Genomic DNA, 25010 nt, shown 5'->3' with positions numbered 1-25010 from the left:
GGACGCTCGCGACGTTGGCGGCCCTGGACGCGGCAGCGGGCCGTCCCACCCGCGCAGGTCTACTGCTGCCGTGGGCCAACGTTGCCGTGGAGACAGAGTTGAGCCGTCTCGGACTACGCCACACGGTCTTCCACCACGCGCGGCTCGTACCCGCATCCAGGACGACGGCGATCGACGACTCATTCTGGCTCGGGCTGCGTGAAGTGTCCGGACACGCGCTGGATTCGTTGTCCCACGTGCCTCTCGACGTAGTAATGCTGGCCTGTACATCAGCGGGCTTCACCGCCGGTCCGCCGCTGCCGGACGGCGTGCTCACTGCCTTCGACGCCCTTCTGAGGGCGCTCGCCGAGGCAGCCGTGGCGCGCGTGGTACTGGTCACGCCATACCCAGCCCCGGTGACCGAAGCGGAGGCAGCGGCGTTGACCGAGGCCGGTGTCGAGGTGCTGGCTCACGCGAGCCTGGGTCTGTCCGATGACTACCCCGCGATCTCGCCGGATCAGATCGTGTCCCTGGTGGGGCAGCTACCGCAGCAAGCGCACAGGGCTGCCGACGCGCTGGTTCTCTCGTGCACCGGATGGCACACCCTTTCGGTGATCGCTGAGCTGGAGCACCGGTTCGGGAAGCCGGTGCTCTCGTCCAATCTCGCCATGGCACTTCTGGCCATCCGAGCCCATGCTGGAGCCTGCGCGTGACGATCGAGAGAGCGGCGGCGACGCCACTCGAAACCCGGCGCGTCCACCGGCTGGTGGCTCGGGCTGCCGCCCTCCCGGATGTACAGGCGGCGGTGGAGGCGAATCACGACGAGAACCGCTGGTGGCCGATGTCGATCGGCGATCCACGGGTACGGATGCTCGCCGCTGGCTGGTCCACCCGAGTCTCCTACCGAATGGTGGAGACGTACGCCCGAGTCATCGCCGCAGCGAACGCTCGCGGATTCGAGAGTCTCGCCGCCGCCTCCGACGCCGAGCTTGCACAACTCGTACGTCCCATCGGCCTGCTCCAAACCCGAATCGACTACTTGCGCTCTCTCGCGGAACTTCTCCGCAGTTGGGAAGCGGAGGGGATCGACCCGACTGGCGACTCAGCCGACTGCGACGCCCTGATCCTGGACTTCGCCACGCGAGTGCGAGGCGCTTCCTACAAGATCGGCCAATGCGCACTGCTGACCGCCCGCGGGTACCACTGCGGCATCGTCCCGGTGGACTCCGGCATGGTCACCAAGCTCGCACCCGCGTTGGGCCTCGTTCTACCAACGGGCGCCGTGGGACATGAGCGCATGAGGCACGTCCTTGAATCGACCGTGCACGCCCGCTCGGCCGAGTTCCGCTCACTGGCCACCGACAACGAGTACCAGGTGACCATCCCCGAGGAGGCCGAGCCCACCTGGTTCGCACACCTCGTCTTGATCTACTTCAAGCGCCTGTACCTGAACGGCCCCGATCCGCAGCTCTGCCGGAAGCGACCGGTCTGCTCGAAGGTCATCGGCTGCGCACATCGCGCCAGCCGTGCTTGACCCTCCGAAGGAGCGCCGTGGAACGACTTGACGTGATCGGCAACATCAGCCGGGACCGGACCCGATACCCCGATGGCCGTGGCGGGCCCCGGCTCGGCGGCGCGGCTCTGTTCCTGTCCCTGGCGGCGACAAGGGCCGGCCGCCAGGCGGCGCCGGTGTGCGTGCTCGGAGACGATCTCGTCCAACTCCCGAAAGCACTGGGGTTGGGCACGCTCGACTGGACGGCTCTCATCCAGGTCGAAGGCGCGTCCACCACCTTCGACCTGGAGTACGACGTACACGGCGAGCTGGTGGGAGTACACACGGAGTACGGCGTGGCCGAGAAGCTGACCGCACACGCACTCAGGCACGTTGACCAGCACCCCGGTGGCACCTACCACGTCTGCTGCCGCCGGCCTCTGGACGTGGCGGCCGTGCTTGGCCGTCTTGCCGCGTACGGGAGCGGCTTCAGCGTGGACTTCTTCCTGCCGAGCGCCAAGGACGTGATCCGCGTTGCCATCCCCTGGCTTCCGCTGGCCACCACGCTGTTCGTCAACGCCGCTGAGTACCGGCTTCTGGAGCGAGGGATCAACTGCGGTGCGCTCCCGGAGGTGGTCATCACCGACGGCCCCCGGACCGCAATGGTTCACCACTTCGGTCGGCAGGTCGCCTCCGCCGTACCGCCGCCGAGCCCCGTGCGCGAAGTCTCCGGTGCTGGAGACACCTTGGCCGGGACCTTTCTCGCCTATCGATCGCAAGGCGCGACCGCCGCCCAGGCACTGGCGGAGGCGACCTCGGCCGCAGCCCGGTACGTCTCGGCCCCACCCCATCCGATCCCCGCGCCCCGACGCGGCTGACCTCAGACTTGGGGGTCTCTCCCGGTGTCCGTTTACGTAGCCCACCGGCTGTTTGCCGCGCACGACCGTGCTCTGGCCGCCGACCTCGCCAATCGACTCGCCACGAAGATCGGCCCCGATCGGGTCTTCCTGCCGTTCTGTGACACCGACGAGGAGGACCTGGTCGCCGAGATCAAGGGTCGCCGCCTGTTCGAGCTGGACCGCGCACGTCTCGGCCGCCTCGACGCCATGGTTGCCATCCTGCATGGTCCGAGCCTCGACGACGGGGTCTGCATGGAGATCGGATACGCCGCTGCCTCGGGAGTCCCGATCATCGTGCTCACCACAGACTTCCAGACCTACTCGCTGACCGAACCCGGCCCTCGCCTCGAATTCCCCGACCCCCTCATCCAAGCTGTGGCTACGCGCATCGTGCGCGTCACCCAGCTCGGACCGCCAAACCTGCCGTCGGCCCCGCCACGATCCCGTTTCCCAGGCTTCCAAGCGCGCAACATGGCCCAGACGAACAAGGCTCTCGACGCGGCCGTCAACGCGCTGCTCGATCTACCGGATCGCGGTCCCCACTCGGTGGAGGCACCTCCCGCGATCGGCGCACCGGTCTACGTCGAAGCGTCGCCGTACACGGCGTGGGGTCGAGATCACTTGGCTAAGGCATGTGCCGACGCCGGCCACACGGTGATGGTGCCCCAGCGCTTCATCACATCGGACCCGATGGCAGGGGCCCTGGCCGACCTGACCGCGGTGTGCTCGGCCACTCGGCTGCTGGCTGACGTCTCCGGCGCGGAAACGCCGCCGGGAGCCGCCCTGCTCATAGGTGCGGCTGCGGCCAGCGGGGTGCGGATCGCAGCGTTCCAGATGCGCCCGACGTTCACGCACGCCCATGGCCGTGAACCGAACTGGCGAAACCTCATGATTCAGTACGCAGTCGACGCCCACCTCGACAACGGCGACGCCGTCCTGTCCTGGCTGACCGCATGAACCTCAACGAGATCGTCGGCGAGTACCAGACCCTGGTCCTCGAAGGCTGCGACGGAGTCGGCAAGAGCACGCTCGGCGAACGCCTATCGACAGACCACGGCTTCGTCGTCGTGCACTCCCCGAAGACACCCGACCACCTCGACCTCGCCACCCGCTACAGGAACATCCTCGCCGGCCCTGGCCGCATTCTCTTCGACCGGTGCTTCATCAGCGAACTCATCTACGGCCCCCTTCACCGGGGCCGGTCCCGGATCAACTGGAGCCAGGCGATCGATCTGGCCGAGAACGTCATCGGGCGTTCCGGCGCGCTCATCCACTTGACCGCACCACCGACCGTCATCCGTCAGCGACTACTCCAGCGTGATGGTGAGGCGGTCAGTCTGGAGGAGGTATCCGCGCTGGTGACGGGGTACGACAGGGTCTTCTCCACGCTCGCCGACTACACTCGCGTGCTCACCATCGACACCGCGGCCCTCGAACTTCCCTCGGCAGGGTGACGTACTGCCGGAGCCAGCACGCCGAACCCTCCGCTCCCGCTAGGCTTCCAGGGCACCTGCTGTATCGCCGTTGGAGGAGTCTTGGAGATCGGGTCCGCCCAGAAGCTCGCCTGGGAGAACAAGACCCTCAAAGGGTTCAACACCACCGACGTGGCCATGGAGTTCGGTCTCCTCACTGCCGAGGTGGGGGAAGCCTTCACCGCCTGGCGCAAGGGGCTTCCCGATCTGGGGGAAGAACTGGCCGACGTCTTCCTCTACTTGACAGCCCTGGCCGAGATGAACGGCGTGGACCTCGATTCCGAGGTCGCCCGGAAGATTGAAAAGAACGCCCGGCGCACGTATGAACGGAATGAGCATGGTGCTCAGATCCGGACGAGCGATGTCTAACGATCTCGTGCACGGTGGACATTGAGGCGTCGCGCTCCTGATCGCTGATCGCGGTCGTCTGGTGGGGCCGAGCCCCACACTGCTCATGGCCGTGTCCGGCTCACGGCCTCCACGGCGGGAAACCCGCTGAGGCGTCGGGGACCGCCGAGCTCAGTTCTCCAGCCCTAGCCAGAGGTCGTCACCGTACTCTTCTGCGGCGGCCCTTTCCTCATCCGCTGCCTCCTGCGCTGCGCTCGCCGCAGCGTCCATGGCGATCTTTTCGCGCCGCTCCTCCTCCATGAACTGCCGGATAGCGTCACGGTTGTATTCAAGGTCCGGTATCGCCTGGGCTACCACGCTCATAGCTGCTCCTAGCCGCGTGGCCAGATTCGCGGTGGACATGAGCCGGTGGTATGCCCGGCGCACACTCTCGGCCGAGACGTCGGCCGCCCATTCATAGCCTTGGTTGTCCAAGGGGGCCTTTGGCGGTTCCACACTCAGGATTCGAGGATCTGATCCGATCCGTGCGAGTGGCATCAGCAGGTGGGTGCTCCAGATGCAACAGGCTCCGCTCAGGGTGGTGGAACACGGAGGCCCCCACAAACCGCCATCGAACTTCGGCGATGCACCACTCCTCGTCGCCTAGCTGGTAGCCCTGTGCGCTCGTTACGTCGAGCGTCTCGACGCGAAGCGAATTCCTCGGATCCAGCCAGCCGCTAGCCTGCTCGGTCTCACCGCTCGCCTGGGAGAGAGCCGGGAAACGAGCGGGCACCCCTGCCAGAGCCCTACCCCAGCCCTGCATGGCTGCATCGCGGATGAACTCCGTATACGCCGGCAGGAGCTTCTCGACCTGCTCATTGGTCGCCTCGATGGGGGGAGCGATGAGCTCCAGCAGGTTGCTGCCGACTCTGCGCCCTCGAAGGGCATCGTGAGGCCGCGCCGCTGTCCTGCGAACCTGGGCATCGCGAAGGCGGTGGAGCGGCAGAACTGGGTGATGCGCCGACCTCGATAGGCAAGATCACGCCATTGCCTGGCTCCTGTCCGCACCCCCGAGCTACCAATCACCCTGCCCGTGCACACCTCACCACCTGTGCAAATGAATCCGTGCATTGCTGCATCGCTTGGGCCTGTTTAAGACAGAAACACAAGGTGTTGATGACATGTGTCGTTCGGTTAACAAAGATCCTGTGGAGTCGCAAGCTGACCTCCATGACGGGTGGTCAGCACACTGAACGCAAATAGTTCGACTCGCGGCGTCCGACCACCTGTGGTCGGTTCATGCGTGGCTCGCTTCCCATCGTTGCTACCTGCCCCTGCCCAGGGGAAGAGGAGGACAAGTGTCACAGCAAGTAGTCGAGTACTCCGCCGAACAGATCGCGGACGCCAACAAGGTTGCCCTCACCATGGAGGCGCTCACCGAGCGCCTGCAGGATGAGGACTTTGCGGCGCACTTGGCCAACAACCCACGCGAGGCGCTGGAAGCGTCGGACATGCGAATGGAGAAGGAGGCTCTTCAGGTCCTCATGGCGACCCAGCCGGAGCGCTTCGATAAGCTCTGTGAGGCGCTGTTCGACCTCGTCGACTCCGACTTCCTGCATGCCATGACGGCGCCCTGCTGCGGCTGACCCGTACACCGCGCACAGGTGTAGACACGTCACCTCGACGTGTCTACACCGTTCCGGGCGTGTGGATTGAGCAGCCCGCGGACGGGCGGAGGCTGACTGTCCACCTGCAGCCGGTCTCTCCTGTTTGTCCGTCCGTCATAGTACAGCGCCTTTCGAGAGGACCGAGATGGCCCGCGTCGCATTGGTCAACCTGGCCAGTCTTCCCATGCCTGGCAACGAACCAATCTTTCCGATTGGTTTGAGGTGTGTGCAAGATGCCCTTGATCGAGCAGGGCATCAAACCCGTCTAATTGATTTTGTCCAGGACCCCGGATCCGTGGACGACTTCGCCTGGGTCGCCGAGCCTTGGGATGCGATTGGGTTCACCATTCGCAACATCGACCCTATCGACATCTCTTGCGACGGCCATGTCGAGTACTACATGCAATTTCTCAACAAAGTGCGCACGACTCTCGATGCCTGCGGTCGTAGCCCTCTATTGGTCGGCGGAGGCCCGGGATACACCCTGTTCGCCGATCAACTGCGGGCTCGGCTCGGTTTCGACGTGGGTGTCATCGGACCCGGTGAACAAGCCATGCTCGACATCCTTGACGCACCCGAGAACTATCGAAGACTGGGAAAGAACATCACAGGCCGGCGGTACGATGGCTTCTTAACGGACACGCTCCAACATCCTGGTTCACTCATGGAGGTCTACACCCAGTTCGAAGGGGCAATGATCGGTGTAGAGACACGCCGGAAGACCTGCTATCAGGGGTGCGTCTACTGCCCGTACGCGTATCTCAATGGCGATAACAGTGGCGACCTGAAGCCGCTGGACCTCATTGCGTCGGAACTCCGAGCGATCCATGCTGCGGGCATCCGCCGAGTGTTCTTCACCGACGGAATCTTCAACAGTGAGCTCCGTTATGCCAAAGAAGTCGTAGCACTCATCACGGATTTGGGACTTCCGGGCCTGACCTGGTCGGCCTATTTCACACCCAAGCCGTTCGATGATGAATTCGCGGCGCTGCTCGCTGGAAGCGGGGTCGAATTTATCGTCATTTCTCCCGATAGCCTCGATAATCGCGTCATGAAACTCCTCGGTAAAACTTTTGACACTCGACATGTGGACCGCTGTCTCGAACGCTGTCGACGACACGGCATACCGGCGCGAGTGAACGTCGTTTTCGGTGGCCCTGGAGAGGACGAGGAGAGTGTACGCAATAGCATCCAATATATAAATTCCAACCTAGAGGATGGCGAATTGGTCATGCATGTTGGATATCGCGTCCTGCCTCAGACCGGTATGGCCAGGCAGCTCGGGATGCCCGACGATGATCTACTTGCCCCGACGTTCTATCCGTTCCACGCCGATACGTTCTCGTGGATCATCCGAGATCTCGAGAGTCGTTTCATGCCGCCTAGCGTTCTCTTCAATTTCATGGCGGCGCGGAACTCCAGCAAGCGCATAGCCAAGGTGCCTCTCCCGGCGGACTCGAATGGGCACTCGCCCACGGAGTTCCCTTACCTGGCACTGAGTAGGAACCTTCCGCTCGTATGACTTTTCCCGGTGAAACGCAACTGCTCATGGAGACTGGCCGGGTGCGTCGGTTGACTCCAGAAGACATCGACGACATTCTGCAGATCGTCGAGCTCGAAGGGATGGACGCCCCAACACTGCTTCGGGAACTCGTGAGTGAAGGCGACTATCTCTGGATGGGGCTCGACTTGCCAGCCGGAGGTCTAGGCGCTGTGCACCGCAGCATGAGGTGGGGGAATCATCTCCTGCTTAAGGGAGTGTTCGTCGACGAGCCTCTGCGCGGCAGTGGTGCGGCGCTGGAGTTAGCGTTCGCGCTGCGTGACGCCGCTCGTAACGACGGGTATGCCGGCATAGCCGCGTGGGTCGAGCCGAATAAACCAGAGGCCGCGCTAGCCCACATGCTGCGGTTGCAATCAACGGGCACACTGATGCACCGCTTTGAGATACCGGCACCGAACGACGGCCCATGCGCCATAGCCCCGCTTGCCAGCTGCGGCCTGATCACAGTGGAATTGCCTGAGCCAGCAGTGCCCACTCCGCTGGTAGAAGATCTACTGAACAATGGCTTGCCTGCAGCCGTGCATTGGGTTCACGACCGCCACCGCCTGGTGCTGAGCGGTTTCCCCCCGCACTCCATTGGTCAGCTTGACCTTGTGCTTTCGGCGGCAGGACCGGTGGCCCAGGCCAAGGGCACGCACTGGGTAGAGTTCCCGGTCCCCGCGGCAGATCTTCCAGCCGCGTTTTCTTTGGCCGCGCTGAAGGCGCGCCGCATCGGTCGGACACCTGTCCGACTCGGGCGTTTGGACTTCGGCGCGACTCATCACGCCGCTGATCGTGGTGCGAGGAGGAATGCCGTGCATGACACCGAGTGAGGTACGGCCCGTGTCCCTGTATTTCGCCCGAGAGAATACATGTACCGAACTTGGCCGCCATGGTGTCGATGCAGCAAAGTTCCTAAAGCTACTCGGGCGCTCCAATGAGAGCGAGCGAAGAGCTTAGTCGGGCACCATGCAGTGGTCCAATGTGCACGGTCGGCATTTGAAGCGAGCGGCACTGAGAACGTTGCGCTGCACAGCGTGGAGGCTTTTCTTGCCCCCTGACCTGGCTACCGTCTGCCATACCTTCCGGGAGCCATAGATTCGGCATTCGCCGTCGAGCAGGTGGTGCACGTTGAAAGCCCCCAACTCCCCGGCAATGAGTCCAACGAGCAAACGAGGTGTAGCGATGCTGACTCGATCGGAAATAAGGGCGTACCTAACTGCCACGGGATCGGCGCAGGAAGAACTCTTCACAGAAGCCCGACGGCTCAGAAAGGAACATTTTGGACCTACGGTAATCCTGCGTGGCGTCATTGAAATTACCAACGTATGCAGGGTGAACTGCGACTACTGCCCGATGCGCCGCGACAACACGCGGGAGAACGACCGCTATTTCATGAGCAGTGACGATATCGTGAAGCGGGCGCGCGACATCCGAGAAGCCGGAATCGACATCGTCCTCCTTCAAGGTGGCGAGACACCTCGCAACCTCGTCACGGTAGAGGATGCTATTCCCAGGATTCGCGAACTGTTCGACGGCCAAGTCGAGATCCTTTTGAATCTCGGGAACATGCGCCGGAGCCAGTACGAGCGCCTGCGTAACCTCGGGGCCACAAGCTACATCCTCAAACACGAGACAAGTGACCCTCACCTGCATGAGGCCGTCCGCCATGAGTCACTGGACAAGCGTCTGCGCTGTCTCAGGGACCTGCTCAACCTTGGCTACAGGGTAGGGACTGGTCTGATCTCCAGCTTGCCGGGGCAGTCTTTGGAAAGCATCATCGACGACATCGAGTTGACCCAGACGCTAGGGGTCCACATGTGCAGTGTGGCACCCTTTGTGCCTGCACCTAATACCCCCTTTCAGGTAGAGCCCGCCGGCACCAACGAGCTCGCGCTCAACACGATCGCCGCCCTAAGACTGCACCGGCCCCAGATGCTGATTCCGTCCGTAAGCGCCCTGGAGAAGACCTCCGCTGGGGGACAATCCCGAGGGCTCGAGGCCGGCGCCAACGTCATGACGGTCAACTTTACCGGGAGCAGCGACCGGAAACGCTATCTAATTTACGGTAAGGATCGCTACATAACGAGGAAGCGACACGTAGAGGATCTAACCCGAGCATCGGACCTGCATACCCGCGGTTCAGTCTTCCTTACCTCGGAGACGGGCACAGGTACTCCCCTAGGAGCAGGCGGCGAACGGAGGCGTGTGTCGTGAGCACCTCCTCCGTAACATCAGCGAATTTCAGACGCTTTTGGTTCGGGCAGACCCTGTCGCAGTTCGGGGCCAAAATCGGCACACTCGGCTTGTCGGTAACGGCCGTCGAACTCCTTAACGCGAGCACGCGGCAAGTCGGCATACTCGGGGCAGCTTCCACCGTCTGCTACCTCCTAATCGGCCTCCCCGCAGGCGCGTGGGTAGACCGATTGCTCAAGCGCAAGACAATGATGTGGGCGGCCCTTACACGCTGCGTCACCATCCTCGTGATCCCGCTTCTCTGGCTGGCAGGCGATCTGCGGATAGAGGTGCTATACGTCGTAGCCGTCGTAGTGGGCGTGGCGAGCGTCTTCTTCGACGTTGCCTACCAGTCGTATGTGCCGGTCCTGGTACCCGAGGAGGCTATCGGCGCCGCCAACGCACGCCTTGAGGCCACGGCCCAGATCTCAACCCTTGGCGGTCCGGCTTTGGCTGGCTTGCTCATGCGTGTTGTCAGTGCTCCCGTCGTCATGCTCGTGGACGCGGTCGCGTACCTCATTAGCTTCCTTTCGCTTAGCGTAACTAAGGATGCTGAGCAGAATCCCTCTCCAACCTCCGAGGTCAAACGGAACCTGCTGTCCGACATCGGGGAGGGCCTGAGATTCGTCCGAGACCAACCAGTTATCCGACGTTTGACGGTCTCCATGGGAGTGTCGAACTTCTTCGCCACCCTGGTCTTTACCTTGGTGCCTATCCTCATCATGCGCACCATCGGCTTCGACTCATTCATGCTTGGCCTCGTCATGACTTGTGGCGCTGCAGGGGGCGTGCTGGGGGCGTTGCTCGCACCCAAGGCCCGGCAGCGTTTCAGCGTGGGCACGGTAATGTCCTACGGTCTACTCACGGCGGCGCTCTTCACCGTCGCAAACCCCGTGGCTGTGATTCTCGCCCCGCACAGCAAAGTCCTGGCGGGAGCAGCCCTGTTGCTCGGCGAGTTCGGCCTCACTGTCGGCGCACTACTCTTTAACGTGACCCAGATCAGTCTGCGGCAGACACTCTGTCCCAAACACCTTCTGGGCCGAATGAACGCTTCTATCCGATTCGTCGTGTGGGGCAGCATGCCGCTGGCAGCGCTGGTAGCGGGTTGGCTCGGCTCGACGATCGGCGTCGCCGCCACGCTATGGGTTGGCGTGATCGGCAGTGTGGCGACGGTCCTGCCGATCCTCACCATCGACCGACTGATGCCATCGCCCCCTAGTGCGACAGAAGCACAGGAGCGGGAGACCGCACTGTGACTTCTCAGGCACGTCAGGACCTAGTGACACGAATTTTGGCGCACGGAGTCCACGTCAACGACGAGCCTTTAGACGTTGCCGGATCCTCCTTCCACTTGCTTTGTGACCAACTGGACCAGGCAGGCGTGCAGCCCGGCAACATCGTCGTGCTACGCGGCCTGCAAGGCCGCGATCTGGTATCGGCCGCAATGGCGGTCTGGAAGCTGAACGCAGTACCTCTACCTGTCCCACTTCAGGGACACTCGCGCGACGACGAGGCTGCCCAGGCCCTCTTTGACGCCTGCCAGATCACAGAGACCCTGACCGTGCTGCCGGCTGCCCCAAGTCACAAGGCAATCCGGCTGGGTACTACAGCGGTGCTTCACCGGAGTTCGGGCAGCACCGGCAGTCCGAAGCTCGCCCGCCGCAGTGTGGCAAGCGTGCTGCAAGATGCGGAAGGTTATCGTAGCGGTCTGGGGCTGACCCCTGGTGAGCGCGTGGCGATCCCGGTGCCGCTCATGCACTCCTTCGGCTGGGGCATCACCATCGGCGCGCTCCTGAGCGGATGCGACGTCGACGTGGCCCCCTTCGTCCGGGCAAGCGCTCTGGCTCACAAGGTCGACTCCGGAACCGCATCTGTTCTAGCCATCACTCCGCCCGTAGCCCGATTGCTCGTTGAGACACAGCGTCAGGGTAAGTCCGTCCCGCGCGCCGCAATGGCCGGTGCCGGCCCCGTACCGAACGATCTCGACGAAGCGTTCAGGACACGGTTCGGAGTACCGCTGCTGCGTGGGTATGGCTCCACCGAGACCGGGGGCACCTTCTTCGGAGACAGAGGAATGGGTCGGCCGGTTCATGGGGTCGACATCGTCGCGCCGTCACCGGGCGAGCGTGGCGAGTTGATCCTGCGGCTGGCCGCACCGGTGGAGGGATACCTCGGCGATGAGCACATACCCCTTCGGAAATGGCATACCCGCGACATCGTCCGGCACGACGTTGACGGCTGTGTGTACTTCGAGGCGCGCGCTCAGGGGCCACTCCGACTGAACGGCCGTTTTATCGATGCAAACATCACCGAGCAAATTCTGCGCGCAGTCCCAGGAGTGACGAACGTGTCCCTCCTGGTACTGCCGCGCAGTGAAAGCCCAGAGACCGAAGACTTCTATGCCGTGGTCGAGGGCAATGCCGCTGAAGAGAATTTGCTCGCGTCCCTGGCCGAGTCGCCAGCCGGCGTGCCTATTCCGCGAGTCATCGTCTGTGAGCAGCTCCCTACGACCACATTGGGCAAGCGTGACCGGGGTGCGTTGATCGAGATGGTACGGAAGGCGAGTGGATGACAGACCTGACGCAGCTCCAAGCTTGCGAACTGTTAGTCGCACAACTGGTCGTGGGAGCCATGAGTGATCGGGGGATCAATGCCCCCAAAGCGGATGAACTGGTAGAAGACCCCGGGCTGCGAACTCGCGATCTCTCGTTGTTCGGTCTGAGCTCACTCGATTGGATCGCCCTCGCGACCCGGCTAGAAAACACAATTGGCGCAGAGATCCCCGACCAAGTGCTGGTTACTCCTAAGCAGCGGTGCGTGGCGGGTTGGGGACAAGCAATCCTGGCGGCCCGTATGAATCTTTCCGAAACTCCTCATTAAACCCAGCAACCCCGAAGGGGGAAAGATGCACGAAACACAGCGAGGTCGTCGCTACATAATCGTCGATGATTTTCTGAGCGCGCCGGACTTCGCCGCCGCCCAGGACCTCATGGACCGTACGCCGTGCACCCTGCGAGAGAGCGTTATCTCAACCGAAGACGGCCCCGCCTTTCGTTCCCGAGGCACCCGCTTCGGATTGGACCTCGGGTCCCCGGGCGCCGGCGAACAACCTCAGGTGTACGAGGAACTGGCCCGTGCTGTTCGCACGCATGCCCACTTCTACGGTGAGGCAGGCACCGAGTGGGACAGCCTCACATTCACCTTCTGGAAATATCCAGTGGGCAGTCGGCTTGGTTGGCACAACGACGCTGGACTGGGCCGACAGGGCGAGTTCATTCTTTTCCTCCACGATCGGTGGCGCCCCTCCTGGGGCGGCGAACTGAAGCTGATCGACGAGGATCCCCAGCCGGTACCTGAGGAGGAGGCCGCCGAAAACGACCTGGTCCTACGGATGGAAGCGCGAATCGAGCGCAGTCCGCTCAGCCCCATCGCGATCATGCCCAAGCCGAACCGGCTGGTCATGGTCAAGTCGGACACCATCCACACGATCGGTAGAGTGGACCACACCGCAGGCGACAAGCTACGCCGCACACTTACCGGCTTCGTTTCGAAGAGCCCGAAGCGTGAGCGGACACGAGCGAATGCGCTGGAAAACCTCAGTGCAATGTTCGCCAACTAACTATAATCACCGGCCATGCGCCACAATCCCGATCAACGTGCCTGGAGGTACGCATGCAACCATGGCTTGCTGAAAGCCCGGCCCATCTCGAGCGGTGGATCGATGAACAGCGAGTCGATCGTGCATCGCTTGAACGGGTACTCAACGGCCTGGACATCGTTCTCCAGGGCAGGGTAAGCGAGCATGTGAGCGGCGGCCAGGAACCCAAGATATTCGTCCCGGGTCTGTCCGAGGCCGTCTGGTGGGACAACGATCTCTTCCCGTGGCTGTCGCATGTGGAAGCTGCGACGGAGGACATCACAGCAGAGTTCGACGGTGTGGGCGGCCTAGTCGGCAGTCGGATCGTCGACAACCCCACCGAACTCGCCGACGAAGGCCGGTGGTCAGCGCATTACCTCTACCACTCGGCCAGGGCCTACCCCAGAAATATCAAAGCCTGCCCGAAAACCGTGAAGGTGCTCCAACCCATTTCCGGCGCGTTGGGATGCGGCATGACATACTTCTCGGTCCTGGACCCTGGCACGCACATCGCACCGCACACAGGATTTACCAACGCTCACCTTCGCTGCCACCTCGGTCTGGTGACACCAAAGGGCGCCCGGATGCGACTCGGTGATGAGGTGAGAGAATGGGAGAGGGGCAAGGCATTCGTCTTCGATGACTCTTTCGAACACGAAGTATGGAACGACAGCAACGGAGGGCGAGCGGTCCTGCTGTTCGATATCTGGCACCCCGAACTTACCCAGATCGAGGTCCGGGCCATCGCCTTCCTGATGGAGGTCTCGAGAAAGCTGATCTATCGGAATTTCTGGGCTCAGGAGTTCGTGGCCTGAGATCGGCCCGAGACCTAGCCTGGAAGTTTCGTGAGTCCGCTGGCGGTGTCGGTGGACCTTTTCGTCCCGTGGGGCTGAGGCTGTGCAGGTTGAGGGCCCGAGTGTCTTCTCGGGTGGACGCCGGGTTCCACTGATCCGGGTGGTGCCGTGCTGTCGTAGGGACGGGGAATCCGCTGGTCAGTCGGGGTTCGGTAGGAGTGCGAGGCGGTTGAGGGCTGCGGTGATGTGACGGGGCCAGGGCCAATGCCGGGCGAGGCGGAGGATCCACCGGTGGCCGGTGGTGACGAGCTGTCCGGCCGTGGTGAACAGGCGGAGACGTAGTCGGCGGGATTCCCAGAGGCGGGCCTTGCCGGTCAGGGCGAGCATCGGCATCCAGGCCAGCAGGTCGAGCGCGATCTGGACGATCTCCAGCCAGATGCGGCTCTGGGCCGTGTGGTGCAGTGGGAGATTCCGCAGGCCGGTGGCCCGGGTGGCCCGGATGCGGTCCTCGGCCCGGGCCCGCAGCCGGTGGCGGAGCTCGAGTTCGGCGATCGGCCGGCCCGCAGTGTTGGGGGCGAAGCACGTCAGCCGCGTGCCGTCCGCGTCGGTGAGCCGCAGCTGGGCCCCGGGGTGCGGTCGTTCCTTGCGGACGATCAGCCGCATGCCCTTGGGCCAGCCGTCCTGGACGTCACCGGTGAGTTCGGCGACCCAGGCCCCGTCGCGGATCTCGCCGTCCGTCCCGACAGCCGACGTCCAGGCCGATGCCGGAACTTTCAGCACGTGCTGGTGGACCTGCTCGGTGACCGTCATGCCGACCGAGTAGGACAGCCACCGTCCTCGCCGGGCGAGCCAGGCGACGAAGTCGTGGGTGCCGCCCGCGGAGTCGGTGCGGATCAGGGTCCGGTGCCCGCGCCGGTACTTTCAGCACTTGCTGGTGGACCTAGTTGGGCGGCGGTCATGTGGTCGGCCGCCGTGTTCGAGCCCGCGTTCCCGGGCCTGAGCAGGGCCGCGACCGGTTCACCCGTGCCGCCCGGCCCATGGTCGACGAACCCCATCAGGGGGTGATGCCCGTAGGTCCGCTTCCAGGTCGGGGCCGCGTCCTCCTTGTCCGAGTGCGCAATCACCAGCACCCCGTCGAGATCGACGGTCACCGTCCCACCCGCATCAGGCGCTTCCCCGCTGGCCAACCGCCAGACACGGCCGCGCGCTTGGGGCCGCGCGGCATGGATGACCCGCAGGGCCTTCTCCCCGGAGGCTGCGAGGGTGTCGATGAGGCGGGAGGCCGTCGGGTCGGAAGCCACCGGCCCGAACACCGCCGGTTCGGCCCGCAACATCCCCGCATCCGCAAGGCAGTCCCCACCCAACGCAACCGCCAGCGCCACGTCCAGCAGGATCTTGCCCGGATCGTGCACCGCCCGAGCCTTCCGCCACGGCGTCAGCGCCGCTGATATCGCGGTGTCCAAACCGGCCTTACGAACGGTCTCGCCCAGCAGCACACCCCCGGCCTGCGAGACCACCGCCCGGCCACCACCCTCGATACGGACACGCGGGTACGACCCGATACTCTTCTTCACCTGGGAAGTGCCTCCGGCTGGAGCAGGAACAAGGACCTCGACAATCCTCATTCTTGCTGGTCAGGGGCACCTTTCGCTTACCTGACCACCCGTCGGATAGTCCGCTTCACGAAAGCGCGAGGTTAGGGCGATCCTGATCGATCTGATCGAACTCTCAGTGCTCGGCTTTGCCAGCTACTGGGCGACCCGCTCGCCGTCCACGACGCCACCATCGACCAGGGCCGGCCACCGCATCCACCAGCGGCACGAAGACGGCCCAGACTCCGCGGTCGGGGAGATCATCCTCACCCTCATCCCCTGCGAGCACGCGTGGGCTCGCGCTCGCCGGCGGCCTTCAGGGGGCGAACGCGTGGGCGACATATTTGAACTGCTGGACCCCCTGGCGGCGGGGCCGGGCAAGGGCATCCGCAGTGGTCTGCGCCAGGGGCGGGCCGGCGGCCTCGTCGCAGCTCCGAGGACTGATTCGCTCACGGCAGACGAGGAAAAGCCCCACAGGGCTGGATTCACGCTCGGAGGCCATGTCAACGTACAAGCCCGAGTAAATCACCAGGTCAGAGGCGTGCGAAGCGATGAGGGTGCCTCATGTTCCGGCGCGTCTCTCGGTCGCCTGTCTCGCGCCCTGGTCCCTACCAAGGAGGCTCACCTGCCCGAAAGCCGCACTTCGGTCGGCCCGATTCGCCGCCTCGGCGCTCGATGCAGGCACGCTTGGCCGCCATACGAATGCGGACCACGCAGCCCTCTCCGCGTCCTTGTCCCTCTACCTCTGCGCCGCCATGGTTCTTCGGGACGGGGCTGGTCAAGTACGGATATAGCCGAGACCTGGTGGTGCTCGCGTACGTCGCGGCCGACCCGTGAGCCAAGGTCCGTGCCGTCGCCTTAGCCGACGGCGCCCCCCGAACGCGTCGTGGTCCTCGAACGCGTCGTGGTTCTCAGTCTCAGTCAGGTACAGAGGCCGGGCTCGTGGCCTTGGCCGACGACATGCCCCCGTGCTCATCTGCCGACCTTCCTCGTAAGCCCCGATTTCCGGGCGGAATATAGACCACGATCCCCGGTTACCGAAACCGGGGATTCCCTGGATCGTTTAGGGCGTCCGCACTGACTGCTTGGCGGTGGATCGCGTGCGGCCCGGCCGTTGACCTGCCCTATCCATCGGAGCTAGACGTGTGCGAAAAATTGCTGTCTATACAGAGCGTTGCAGAGATATTGGACATAAGTCGACGTTCGGTCTACCGGTACATAGCTCTGGGTGAACTTTCGGTTATCGACCTCCGCACGGGTACGGAGCGCTCTCGCGTGCGAGTTCCCGGAAGTTCTGTGAAAGCTCTCGTTGAGCGGCGCACTAGCTCTGTTGTTTCCACTGCCGCTCGGGCGGGATAGCTCAATGCGCCCATATTTCAGTTGATTCGAGAAAGGCAAGATGCCGTACCTGCGTAAACTTCCGTCCGGGAAGTGGCAAGCGACAGTCAGGACGCCGGCGGGCGACCGGGAAACCGAGACATTCGCGCTCAAGGATCAAGCGCGGGATTGGGGCGCTGAGCGGGAGGCCAAATATCGGCGGAGAACCCACGGAGATCCGCGTGGCGGGAAGATAAAATTCCAAGAATGGCACGATCGCTGGTGGGAGGGGCGTGTTGTTGAGGCGCACACGCTTCGCGGAGACGCCTCTTCGATACGCAACCACGTAATGCCGTACTGGGCGGACTGGGAAATGCGGGCGATAGGACGCATTGACATACAAACGTGGGTCCGCAAGTTGATTCTTGCGAAAAAAGGCGCATCGGCGATCCGGCGCTCGTATAACCTGATGCACTCGCTGATGCAGGCTGCGGTGGATGAAGACATCATTGCGGTCACGCCATGCCGACGAATCGACTTGCCGCCGGAGAATGTGAAACCTCCGCAATGGTTCACGCTCAACCAGGCCCAAGCGATTCTTGATGAGCTGCCGCAGCCCTGGCAAACGATGGCCCTGCTCGGCTTCTACACCGGCCTGAGGTGGGGTGAGCTGTCAGGGCTCCATGGGAAGAGGATTGACTGGCGGCGGTCGCGAGTTTTTGTCGTCGAGGTCAACACGAAATCCGGTATCAAAGAATACCCCAAGACCGCAAAGAGTCGTCGAGAGGTTCCCTTGCCTGCCCACGTCCTTGATGCTCTGTCGCGTCACATGCATGGAGAGGATCGTGCCGGTGTCGTTTTTACTACGGTCACCAAGGGGCGATCCGGGCGATTGCTCGATGACGGAAATTGGAGGCGTCAGACGTGGTGGCCTGCCCTGCGGGACGCTTATTTCCTCGACGAAGGCAAGCAACGAGCTGTTCCCGAGTATCCGCCGCACTCCATGCGTCACACATGCGCTTCGTGGCTGGTGCAGAAGGGGGTGTCCCTGTATGAGGTGCAGCACTTGTTGGGGCACGAGAGCTATCAGACTACTCAGCGGTATGCCCACCTCGCGCCTGATGCGCACGAGGCCGTCCTCGGCGCGTGGACACGGCTCGATTCGCAGCTCGTGGTCCCCACCGAGGCCGCTCGGCGATGACCGGGTCGCGATGATCGAAAACTAAGGCACTGACGCTCCGTGTATGTTTGGCCCTGCTGGTTCGGTACGAACCGGCAGGGCCTTCGTGCTCTCATGGGACAAGCGTTGTGTGGAAGTGGGATGGCGGCCTCTGATGCTCGCGTCCTGCGGTGACGCACGTGTGACGCATGAGGGGCCGCACTTGTAGGTGGAAGATGCCATCTGACCTGCATGTTCCCTTGTGATTTGCTGGTTGCGCATCTTCTCTATGACGCATCATGTGGAGTGCGTGGCGATTCTGGAGCCTGCGGGCAAGGGCTCCTGACCTGCGGTTTCGCCGAGTGTGCATTATGTGCGCTGTGGGCGTTACGGGCGGTGTCTTGACGCATATTCGACGCACGATGGGCCCTTCTGACGCACGTTCTGATGGGCTGTCAGGTGCTTGTTTCTGCAGGTGACGGCGTGTCGAGTGCGGATTGAGGGGCTCCCTCTTTGCCGCCTCTTGGTGAAGTCGTGCTCGATGTGGCCTGGTTTAAGGCTCAGTAAGAACGGGGTCCGTAGGGGCTCCAGTGGCCGGGGAAGGGCTTGAGGCCGTCGCCGCTGGGCTTGGGCGGGGAGGGCGGCTTCGGCGCTGCGTCGGACTCGGTGAGGTGCTGGAGCCGGGCGTCCGTGAAGGCGAGCCACGCCTCGATCTCTGTTCTTTCCTGTCCGGGTGGCAGCGATGTGGCGTGGTCGCGTACTGCTGTGATGTATTCGGTCAGGCGCTTGGTCTGGTGCCAGGCGTCTGCTTGTTCTTCGAGGTGCTTGACGCGATAGGCGTAGGTGTATGCGGTGGGCGCTTCCTCCATGGCGGTTTCCCAGCGCCTCTGCTGGGCTTCCCTGGCCTGCTGGTCTGCAAGGCATTTGTGTTCTGCGGCTTTGCCGCGGAGGTCGACTTCTTGTGCGATTTCACGAGTTGGTCTTCTAGAGGCCTGTCGGGGACATCGGCCCATTCGCTCGCACGGTGCGGGCTGCCGCCGCGGAGGATGAAGCGCAGGCGGTTTGAGGGGGTGTAGTCGAAGCGGGCGATGCGCATCCATGAGTGCTTCTTGGCGTCGGCGAGTTCCTTGTCGGTGGGGATGTGTTCGCTGGGGTCCTATTCCTGAAGGACGAGGAATCCGACGCTTTCGCCTTGGGCGGTGATGGTGAAGTGCGGTGGTGCGCTGCGGCGTCGGCGGGGTAGGGGAGCGCCTTGCGTGGTTCCGAGTGCCGGCTTATGGCCTTGTGACTCGGTGGCGATGATGAGGGCCTGGATGATGCGCAGGGCTCGGCCTTGGATGGATTTGGTGAGCCCCATGGGCTGCGGCCGTTGTTGGAGGGCGGCCACGAGGGAGTGGGGTTTGGTGAGTCTGGGCGGAACGGGGAGCGGGGTGGTTCGGCGAGGCGCCAGGCGGGGATGTCGACGAGTTTGATTTCGTAGCCGCGGTGGGTCCGGTATGCGTAGAGCTCATGTGTGCGCGGGATCTTGCCGGACTTGCGGGCGGTGTTCACCCGTGATGTCCAATTCACTGCGTGCGGTCCGGTTTCGATGGGCTTGTGAGGCAACTGTCGTTCGCGGCCAGTTCTTCGAGGAGTTGGTCTGTGTAGTTCGTACGGGCCCTGGGTGCGGCCTTGGTGCGTGGCGGTGCCGGCTTGCGGCTGGGCTGCGCGAGTGGTGCAGCGTTCTGCTCGACGGGGCAGATGCCGCGGTCGGTGAGATGCTGCCGCCCTTTGTCGGTGAGGTTGGCAGTCCAATGCCCTCGGCGTTTAGTGATTCTGATGAGTCCGCGACTCTGCAGTGCCTGAGCGCTGACCTTGAAAGTGCTGTCCGGCCAGACTCCGTCGGGACACCCCTGGCTGACCCAGTCGAGCACGGTCTGCTGCCGCTCGTTGAGGGTCTGGTGCATGTGGACCTCTCGCGGTTCCCGGGTGTGTTGCCCCGGAGACGATGCCCGTAACTTCCGCGGTAATTCCGAACGTTATGAGAGGACGTTCGTTCGGATGAGACGTGTTGCGTGGCCCGCGCATCGGAGTACAGCAGGCTACGGAAGCGCGCTCGCCCTCGCTGACCCGCCCGTCCCGCAACAGGGCCCGGGGTGCTGCTGTATGACGGGCATCGCGTGTCGTCATGCGCCGCGGTGTTTCACCCACCACTGACAGACACGTTGTCTGGTATCAGAACGCAGAACACCCTGAAGGACAGAGATCGACCAGGAGCGCAGGTTCACCGGGCCAGAATGGGCCAGCCCTTACTCGTGATCTTCGAGGTACTTCTCGTACTCGTCCTCGTATGGATAGCAGTCGTCGGCAGTGGCAAGGTCGCTGCCTTCACAGAGGCTGTACTTGTAGGAGCCATCGGGGTTGCGCTCTTGAGGATCAGGCAGGCCGGTGTCGCGAGCGAAGTCACTACCGTCGTCGGCCCCCTCCGACGCCGAGGCGCCATCCCGCGCGATGTCGCGGTATCGTCGCTCGGCGACGGGCGTGAGCTTGCCGCTTTCGCAGTCAGCGGGGTCCTCGACCATGTAGAAGAGGACAGACCAAAAATCCCCGTCCGTCGTCTCATCGCCCTTGACCCGCTCCGTCTCATGCCAGCAGACGGTCCACTCGCCCTCGGGGTCGTCCAGGGAGCTGTAATCACGCCCCCCAGCCCCCGTGTCCAAGCGTGTCGCGTAACCCGCCGCCTTGGCGGTCAGCGCCGCATCATTGAACGACCTCCCCTGCTGACTTGCCAACAGAGGTGCCTTGTCGCTCTGCGGGCTTCCCGTGCCGCCTTGCCCGTCGCACCCCGTCAGGGCAACGACGCCAGCAAGCACCAGCATCGCGATGCACTTCCTCATGGCTCCCCCTCCGGCGAGTCTGCCGATGATCGCTCTGGATGGTAGTGCAGGAGCCAGATACAGAAGACGGCATCCACGGACGCGCGCGTTAGCTCAATGAATGCCTGGCGGTACGCTGCCGGCGACCGGCCACCGCCCCGGTCCAGCAGCACCGCTGCCGATACCAGCCTCGAGAAGGAACTTACGGTGACCAAGCCCCTAACGCACAAGCAAGCCCTGGCAGCAGTCATACAAGCTCTCGGCGGAACGTGGGACCCACCGCGTGCCGCTCTGGCACTGCGTCTCGCCGGCTACGAGCCAGCTACCTCGCAGGCCGGCGAGAAGGAAGCGCGCCGGATCCTGCGCGAACTCACCGAAGAGGGAACGATCGTCCGGCCCGACCCCGAGCGTACGGAGTACCACCCTCTAGGAACCTGAGGTTGCGGACGACTCCCTGCCCGGGCCCGGGTCGTCCGGCACTGACGAGGTTCGTGGTTCAGCGAAGGCGTGATCAACCAGGGCCTTTACTACCTGTCGTGGCTCACCCGGCACCGGAGCGCCTTCGGCAGCCTGGTCCGCGACAGGCTCGGAGTGCCGATCGCAGCGCAGGTCCTGTGGAGCGCCCCCCGCCTGATCTGTGTTGCCGGTGACTTCACCCTGAGCCTGATCCGCTTTGACGGACATTCGAGATCAGGGGTTCATCCCCGGGAGGACGTCCATCATGGAGAGCATGGGGAGAAAGAAGCCTCGCCGCCCTCGCCGTTCGTTCACGCCGGAGTTCAAGGCCGAGATCGTCGGGCTGCGCTGACGCGGTGACCGCTCGGTCGGACAGGTCGCCAAGGACTTCGAGCTGACCGAGACCGCGGTGCGGGACTGGGTGAAGCAGGCCTCTGCTATCGCCGGGTCTGCCCGGCATCTGGCATTGTCCTCTTCGACCTGTCGTCGAATCGATACGGTGCTCTCCTCGCTCTGCCTCTGACGACGGTGGTCCCTACAGGTGAGTTCGTACTCCTCCAACGGAACCCCACTGCTCCGGTATTCGACTTCGCACATGACGGTTAGCGTAGAAGCAGCGCCTACGCGGACGTGGGGAAGAACGGTCTTGGTCAACCAGCTTGCGGATTCTGCCCATGAGGGACCAACGGGGTGCGTGTCGCGTACGCTCCGAGGCCAGCCGCGTGGGCTCGCGTGGTGCGGCGGCGATGGCCGCTCTGAGGCAAGCCATGGGATACCACCGACGAGCAACCGACGGTCCAGGTCAAGCCGCAGCCAGGCACACCCCCCCCAACACCGCCGCCCGTCCACTCGAACGAAACAAGAGCAGACAGATTCCCGCCAGTCAGCCGGTTTTGATCAATCGGTGGCTCGCTACCAACGCTGTTGGGCAGGATGCCGTCCTGGGGCATTGTCGGTTGAAGGACCGGAGGGGGAACATGGCGATCAGAGTGTTGCCGGTGTCTGCGGAGCAGTCGCGGCTGCTAGACGCGATCATCGCCTTGGGCGACCGGAACACGAAGTACCTGGGGCTGCTGACGCCGCCTGCCTACCGTAAGCACGCCGAGGACGACGGCCTGCTGGTGGCCCTGGATGGCGAGGAGGTGGTCGGTTACGCGCTCTTCGGGCTTCCCAAGCGGAGTTTGCATGTGAGGCTGGCTCACTTGTGCGTTGCAGAGGAGCGCCGAGGCCAGGGTGTCGCTCGTGAGCTGATCGAGGCGATCCGTGCGCGGCACGCCCATAGGCTCGGTATCCGTGCGAAGTGCCGGCGCGACTACGGGCTCAGCAGCATGTGGACGGCGCTGGGCTTTGTCCCCAGGGGAGAGAGCCTGGGGCGGGGCAAAGACAAGGAAACGCTGGACACCTGGTGGCTCGATCTGGGGCACGAGGACCTGTTCACCGAGGCCCAGAGCGATGCGTTGCTGGTGGTGACCGTGGACCACGGTGTGTTCGCCGGGCTGCGCGGTACGGGGACGGAACGCGCTGTTGAGGAGTCGCGTGCTCTCGAAGCGGGATGGCTCGCCGACCTGATCGAGCTTGCCTTCACTCCGCAGCTTCTGCATGACGTGCGTGATGTCGAGGAACGTGAGGCGCGCACCCATCAGCGGGCGGGCCTTGCCGAGCTGCGGTCCCTGTCTCCCGACAGTGCTGCCGTTGCCGTCCGCTTGGAGGAGCTTGTCGCGACAACGGGGAAGGAGATGCCTGGTGTTCCTCTTGATGGTCGGCAGCGTGCCCGCTTGCGCTACGTGGCCGAGACGTCGTGTGCCGGGCTCCAGGTACTGGTGACGCGCGATCCTGCACTGACGGCTCTGGCAGATATCGCCTTGGACATCGCAGGGGTCAAGGTCGTCTCCCCGGCGGTGGTCACGCTGCATGTGGACGAACTGCGCCAGGCCCAGGTGTACCGTCCAGCTGATCTCATGGGCACTGCCTTCTCCGCCGAGGAGATTGCGCCAGGCGGTGAAGGAGAGTTGGTCGGCTTTTTCGAGCAGGCCGAAGGCGACCGTGGAACGGCCTTCGCGGAACGTCTGAAGAGTCTCGCCGCTGACGGGGTGGTGTGGCGCAGGGAGTTGCTCCGGGACGGAGAGGGGCATCCGGTAGCCCTCTACGCCTGGGCCATGGACGGCCGCACACTAAACGTCGCGTTCCTCCGCACGGCATCGCACCGGCTGGAGGAGAGCCTTGCGCGGCAACTGCTGTTTATGCTCAAGCGGCTCGGCCGAGAGCGAGGGGCGCAGGCGATCCGTATCACCGATCCGTTTCTGTCGCAGGCAGCGATGTCGGCCGCCAGTGCCGACGGTTTCATTGAGCACGAGAGCGGCTTCACCGTACTGCTGGTCGACGTCTGCGGATCTGCCGTGGCCGTCTCGCGGAAGGCGGCAGAGATCGCAGGGCGCATGAGACGGTCGGCGCCTCGGCTCGATGAGCGCGTGTCGCCGGAGGTCGCGAGCATGGCCGAGCGGGTGTGGTGGCCGGCCAAGCTGATCGACACGGCCCTGCCCTCCTTCATTGCGCCCATCAAGCCGCGATGGTCTACGGAGCTCTTCGATGTTCCCGCCATGCTCGTTCCCCGGGACGACGTCCTGGGCATCAGCCGCGAGCACGTCTACTACCGTTCGTCCGGTCGCCGGGGAGAGAGCGCTCCCGCCAGAATCCTGTGGTACGTCAGTGAAGGGGCTTCCGGCCAGCAGGGCAAGATGGTCATCGGCTGCTCGCGCCTCGACGAGGTGGTCGTCGACGACCCCGACACCCTCTTCTCGCGATTCGAACACCTGGGCGTATATGGTCATGCCGAAGTGCGTGACGCAGCGGACGGGTCGGGGAAGGCCATGGCGTTGAGGTTTTCGGACACGGAGATCTTTCCCGTACAGGTGACGCACGCACGAATGACCGCGTTGGCCAAGAGGCTGGGACTACGGTGGGTACCGCCGATGCAGCTGTCGAAGATCAGCAGCACGCTGTTCCAGGCCGTGTACGAAGAGGGGCACCGAAAGACGTGAGTGATCCGGAGCGCGCGATGCTGCTGTCCGTCCACCCTCGGTTTGCCACGGCGATCCTGGCTGGGACCAAGACGGTCGAGGTTCGCCGGCAGCGCGTCGCCGCCTCACCGGGAACTCCTGTGCTCCTGTACGCGACCGCGCCCACGATGGCCATTGTGGGCATGGCGCGGATCTCCTCCGTGCAGGTGGCCTCGCCGCGGGAAGTCTGGTCGGCCAACCGCACCAGCGCTGGGATCAGTCGGCGTGAGTACGACGAGTACATGAGTGGAGCGACCCAGGCCAGCGGTCTGTCACTCGAAGAACCGATCACCTTCGAAGCCCCGGTACCGCTGGCCGCGCTACGAGCCTCGGGATCCTTCCATCCGCCGCAGAGCTACCGGTACTTGACCGGTGAAGACCTCCGGAAGGTCGCTCAGGCGGCACCAGTGACCGGTGCGGCCCTTCAAGGTGCACTCAACGACCTGACACTGGCCTAGGTGATAAACCAGGTGCTTCAACAGGCCGACCCTGTAATTCCGCTGCCGAACACTGCCCGGCAGACTAGCTCTCCG

Annotated in this window: 24 protein-coding genes and 2 pseudogenes; 21 read left to right on the top strand and 5 right to left on the bottom strand. The window is 63.7% G+C overall.

Translation table 11 applies throughout. The features are described 5' to 3' along the window. The first annotated feature begins 14 nt into the window (after positions 1-14). The 6 genes from ACN6LM_RS18040 (at position 15) to ACN6LM_RS18015 (ending at position 4211) form a co-directional block, all read left to right on the top strand. Positions 15-692, top strand: coding sequence for an aspartate racemase/maleate isomerase family protein (locus tag ACN6LM_RS18040; protein ID WP_445066377.1), 678 nt, complete (start codon positions 15-17; stop codon positions 690-692). Then, the gene (locus ACN6LM_RS18035) at positions 689-1513 is read left to right on the top strand and encodes a hypothetical protein (RefSeq protein WP_445066376.1); all 825 of its coding nucleotides are present in this window, start codon (positions 689-691) and stop codon (positions 1511-1513) included. Before ACN6LM_RS18040 ends, ACN6LM_RS18035 begins: the two co-directional genes overlap by 4 nt. 17 nt (positions 1514-1530) lie before the next feature. Next, a complete protein-coding gene (locus ACN6LM_RS18030) occupies positions 1531-2349 on the top strand; it encodes a PfkB family carbohydrate kinase (RefSeq protein WP_445066375.1) in 819 nt (272 codons plus the stop codon). 24 nt (positions 2350-2373) lie between these two features. Continuing rightward, complete coding sequence (locus ACN6LM_RS18025; RefSeq protein ID WP_445066374.1) at positions 2374-3327, top strand: nucleoside 2-deoxyribosyltransferase; 954 nt, start codon at positions 2374-2376, stop codon at positions 3325-3327. Beyond that, on the top strand, positions 3324-3824 hold the full coding sequence (locus ACN6LM_RS18020; protein WP_445066373.1) for a hypothetical protein: 501 nt from the start codon (positions 3324-3326) through the stop codon (positions 3822-3824). Before ACN6LM_RS18025 ends, ACN6LM_RS18020 begins: the two co-directional genes overlap by 4 nt. A gap of 81 nt (positions 3825-3905) precedes the next feature. Then, on the top strand, positions 3906-4211 hold the full coding sequence (locus ACN6LM_RS18015; RefSeq protein WP_445066372.1) for a MazG-like family protein: 306 nt from the start codon (positions 3906-3908) through the stop codon (positions 4209-4211). Between the two features lie 150 nt (positions 4212-4361). On the opposite strand, the gene ACN6LM_RS18010 is transcribed toward ACN6LM_RS18015, so the two are convergent. Further along, complete coding sequence (locus ACN6LM_RS18010; protein ID WP_445066371.1) at positions 4362-4553, bottom strand: hypothetical protein; 192 nt, start codon at positions 4551-4553, stop codon at positions 4362-4364. 974 nt (positions 4554-5527) lie between these two features. On the opposite strand from ACN6LM_RS18010, the gene ACN6LM_RS18005 reads away from it, so the two are divergent. The 9 genes from ACN6LM_RS18005 to ACN6LM_RS17965 all read left to right on the top strand — a co-directional run bounded on the left by ACN6LM_RS18005 (position 5528) and on the right by ACN6LM_RS17965 (position 14063). Beyond that, a complete protein-coding gene (locus ACN6LM_RS18005) occupies positions 5528-5815 on the top strand; it encodes a hypothetical protein (protein ID WP_445066370.1) in 288 nt (95 codons plus the stop codon). Between the two features lie 166 nt (positions 5816-5981). Next, on the top strand, positions 5982-7358 hold the full coding sequence (locus tag ACN6LM_RS18000) for a B12-binding domain-containing radical SAM protein (protein WP_445066369.1): 1377 nt from the start codon (positions 5982-5984) through the stop codon (positions 7356-7358). Further along, entirely contained in the window at positions 7355-8209 is an 855-nt protein-coding gene (locus ACN6LM_RS17995; RefSeq protein ID WP_445066368.1) for a hypothetical protein, read from the top strand. Before ACN6LM_RS18000 ends, ACN6LM_RS17995 begins: the two co-directional genes overlap by 4 nt. 352 nt (positions 8210-8561) lie before the next feature. Then, positions 8562-9593, top strand: a complete 1032-nt coding sequence (locus ACN6LM_RS17990; RefSeq protein WP_445066367.1) for a biotin synthase BioB — start codon at positions 8562-8564, stop codon at positions 9591-9593. Further along, positions 9590-10867: an MFS transporter gene (locus tag ACN6LM_RS17985; RefSeq protein WP_445066366.1), complete on the top strand. Its 1278-nt coding sequence runs from the start codon at positions 9590-9592 to the stop codon at positions 10865-10867. The genes ACN6LM_RS17990 and ACN6LM_RS17985 overlap by 4 nt, the downstream gene beginning before the upstream one ends. Then, entirely contained in the window at positions 10864-12183 is a 1320-nt protein-coding gene (locus ACN6LM_RS17980; protein WP_445066365.1) for a class I adenylate-forming enzyme family protein, read from the top strand. Before ACN6LM_RS17985 ends, ACN6LM_RS17980 begins: the two co-directional genes overlap by 4 nt. Further along, positions 12180-12491 carry a phosphopantetheine-binding protein gene (locus tag ACN6LM_RS17975; RefSeq protein WP_445066364.1) on the top strand — a complete coding sequence of 104 codons (312 nt, stop codon included), beginning with the start codon at positions 12180-12182 and terminating at the stop codon, positions 12489-12491. The genes ACN6LM_RS17980 and ACN6LM_RS17975 overlap by 4 nt, the downstream gene beginning before the upstream one ends. A 25-nt stretch (positions 12492-12516) precedes the next feature. Then, positions 12517-13230 carry a 2OG-Fe(II) oxygenase gene (locus ACN6LM_RS17970; protein WP_445066363.1) on the top strand — a complete coding sequence of 238 codons (714 nt, stop codon included), beginning with the start codon at positions 12517-12519 and terminating at the stop codon, positions 13228-13230. 53 nt (positions 13231-13283) lie between these two features. Beyond that, complete coding sequence (locus tag ACN6LM_RS17965; protein ID WP_445066362.1) at positions 13284-14063, top strand: aspartyl/asparaginyl beta-hydroxylase domain-containing protein; 780 nt, start codon at positions 13284-13286, stop codon at positions 14061-14063. Between the two features lie 177 nt (positions 14064-14240). On the opposite strand, the pseudogene ACN6LM_RS17960 reads toward ACN6LM_RS17965, so the two are convergent. Continuing rightward, a pseudogene (locus ACN6LM_RS17960) lies at positions 14241-15616 on the bottom strand (IS1380 family transposase). 1161 nt (positions 15617-16777) lie between these two features. Between ACN6LM_RS17960 and ACN6LM_RS17955 the strand changes: the two are divergent. Together ACN6LM_RS17955 and ACN6LM_RS17950 are read left to right on the top strand one after the other, a co-directional pair. Next, the gene (locus tag ACN6LM_RS17955; RefSeq protein ID WP_445066361.1) at positions 16778-16993 is read left to right on the top strand and encodes a helix-turn-helix domain-containing protein; all 216 of its coding nucleotides are present in this window, start codon (positions 16778-16780) and stop codon (positions 16991-16993) included. A 40-nt stretch (positions 16994-17033) separates the two neighbouring features. Beyond that, on the top strand, positions 17034-18152 hold the full coding sequence (locus ACN6LM_RS17950; RefSeq protein WP_445066360.1) for a tyrosine-type recombinase/integrase: 1119 nt from the start codon (positions 17034-17036) through the stop codon (positions 18150-18152). A gap of 518 nt (positions 18153-18670) precedes the next feature. Here the strand turns inward: ACN6LM_RS17950 and ACN6LM_RS17945 are convergent. The 3 genes from ACN6LM_RS17945 to ACN6LM_RS17935 form a co-directional block, all read right to left on the bottom strand. Then, a complete protein-coding gene (locus tag ACN6LM_RS17945) occupies positions 18671-18979 on the bottom strand; it encodes a hypothetical protein (RefSeq protein WP_445066359.1) in 309 nt (102 codons plus the stop codon). Positions 18980-19675: 696 nt separating this feature from the next. Then, entirely contained in the window at positions 19676-20056 is a 381-nt protein-coding gene (locus ACN6LM_RS17940; protein ID WP_445066358.1) for a hypothetical protein, read from the bottom strand. Positions 20057-20398: 342 nt separating this feature from the next. Further along, entirely contained in the window at positions 20399-20986 is a 588-nt protein-coding gene (locus ACN6LM_RS17935; RefSeq protein WP_445066357.1) for a hypothetical protein, read from the bottom strand. A 186-nt stretch (positions 20987-21172) separates the two neighbouring features. On the opposite strand from ACN6LM_RS17935, the gene ACN6LM_RS17930 reads away from it, so the two are divergent. The 4 genes and pseudogenes from ACN6LM_RS17930 (at position 21173) to ACN6LM_RS17915 (ending at position 24935) form a co-directional block, all read left to right on the top strand. Then, positions 21173-21403, top strand: a complete 231-nt coding sequence (locus tag ACN6LM_RS17930) for a hypothetical protein (protein WP_076968386.1) — start codon at positions 21173-21175, stop codon at positions 21401-21403. 66 nt (positions 21404-21469) lie between these two features. Beyond that, positions 21470-21652: pseudogene (locus tag ACN6LM_RS17925) on the top strand (transporter); the annotation flags it as partial. Between the two features lie 746 nt (positions 21653-22398). Next, entirely contained in the window at positions 22399-24459 is a 2061-nt protein-coding gene (locus ACN6LM_RS17920) for a GNAT family N-acetyltransferase (protein WP_445066356.1), read from the top strand. Next, a complete protein-coding gene (locus tag ACN6LM_RS17915) occupies positions 24456-24935 on the top strand; it encodes an ASCH domain-containing protein (protein ID WP_445066355.1) in 480 nt (159 codons plus the stop codon). Before ACN6LM_RS17920 ends, ACN6LM_RS17915 begins: the two co-directional genes overlap by 4 nt. Positions 24936-25010 lie beyond the last annotated feature (75 nt).

This window comes from Streptomyces sp. SAS_281 (genome assembly GCF_052542855.1).
The sequence above is the reverse complement of the archived record's forward strand: the minus strand, read 5'-3'. Positions and strand labels throughout refer to the sequence as shown.

What these genes read in the sequence shown, in the direction of transcription:
- ACN6LM_RS17940 (WP_445066358.1), bottom strand. Translation starts at nt 20,056, where the DNA reads ATGCACCAGACCCTCAACGAGCGGCAGCAGACCGTGCTCGACTGGGTC.
- ACN6LM_RS18020 (WP_445066373.1), top strand. Translation starts at nt 3,324, where the DNA reads ATGAACCTCAACGAGATCGTCGGCGAGTACCAGACCCTGGTCCTCGAA.
- ACN6LM_RS17965 (WP_445066362.1), top strand. Translation starts at nt 13,284, where the DNA reads ATGCAACCATGGCTTGCTGAAAGCCCGGCCCATCTCGAGCGGTGGATC.
- ACN6LM_RS17935 (WP_445066357.1), bottom strand. Translation starts at nt 20,986, where the DNA reads ATGAGGAAGTGCATCGCGATGCTGGTGCTTGCTGGCGTCGTTGCCCTG.
- ACN6LM_RS17950 (WP_445066360.1), top strand. Translation starts at nt 17,034, where the DNA reads ATGCCGTACCTGCGTAAACTTCCGTCCGGGAAGTGGCAAGCGACAGTC.
- ACN6LM_RS18010 (WP_445066371.1), bottom strand. Translation starts at nt 4,553, where the DNA reads ATGAGCGTGGTAGCCCAGGCGATACCGGACCTTGAATACAACCGTGAC.
- ACN6LM_RS17975 (WP_445066364.1), top strand. Translation starts at nt 12,180, where the DNA reads ATGACAGACCTGACGCAGCTCCAAGCTTGCGAACTGTTAGTCGCACAA.
- ACN6LM_RS18000 (WP_445066369.1), top strand. Translation starts at nt 5,982, where the DNA reads ATGGCCCGCGTCGCATTGGTCAACCTGGCCAGTCTTCCCATGCCTGGC.
- ACN6LM_RS17990 (WP_445066367.1), top strand. Translation starts at nt 8,562, where the DNA reads ATGCTGACTCGATCGGAAATAAGGGCGTACCTAACTGCCACGGGATCG.
- ACN6LM_RS17945 (WP_445066359.1), bottom strand. Translation starts at nt 18,979, where the DNA reads ATGGAGGAAGCGCCCACCGCATACACCTACGCCTATCGCGTCAAGCAC.
- ACN6LM_RS17970 (WP_445066363.1), top strand. Translation starts at nt 12,517, where the DNA reads ATGCACGAAACACAGCGAGGTCGTCGCTACATAATCGTCGATGATTTT.
- ACN6LM_RS17995 (WP_445066368.1), top strand. Translation starts at nt 7,355, where the DNA reads ATGACTTTTCCCGGTGAAACGCAACTGCTCATGGAGACTGGCCGGGTG.
- ACN6LM_RS17920 (WP_445066356.1), top strand. Translation starts at nt 22,399, where the DNA reads ATGGCGATCAGAGTGTTGCCGGTGTCTGCGGAGCAGTCGCGGCTGCTA.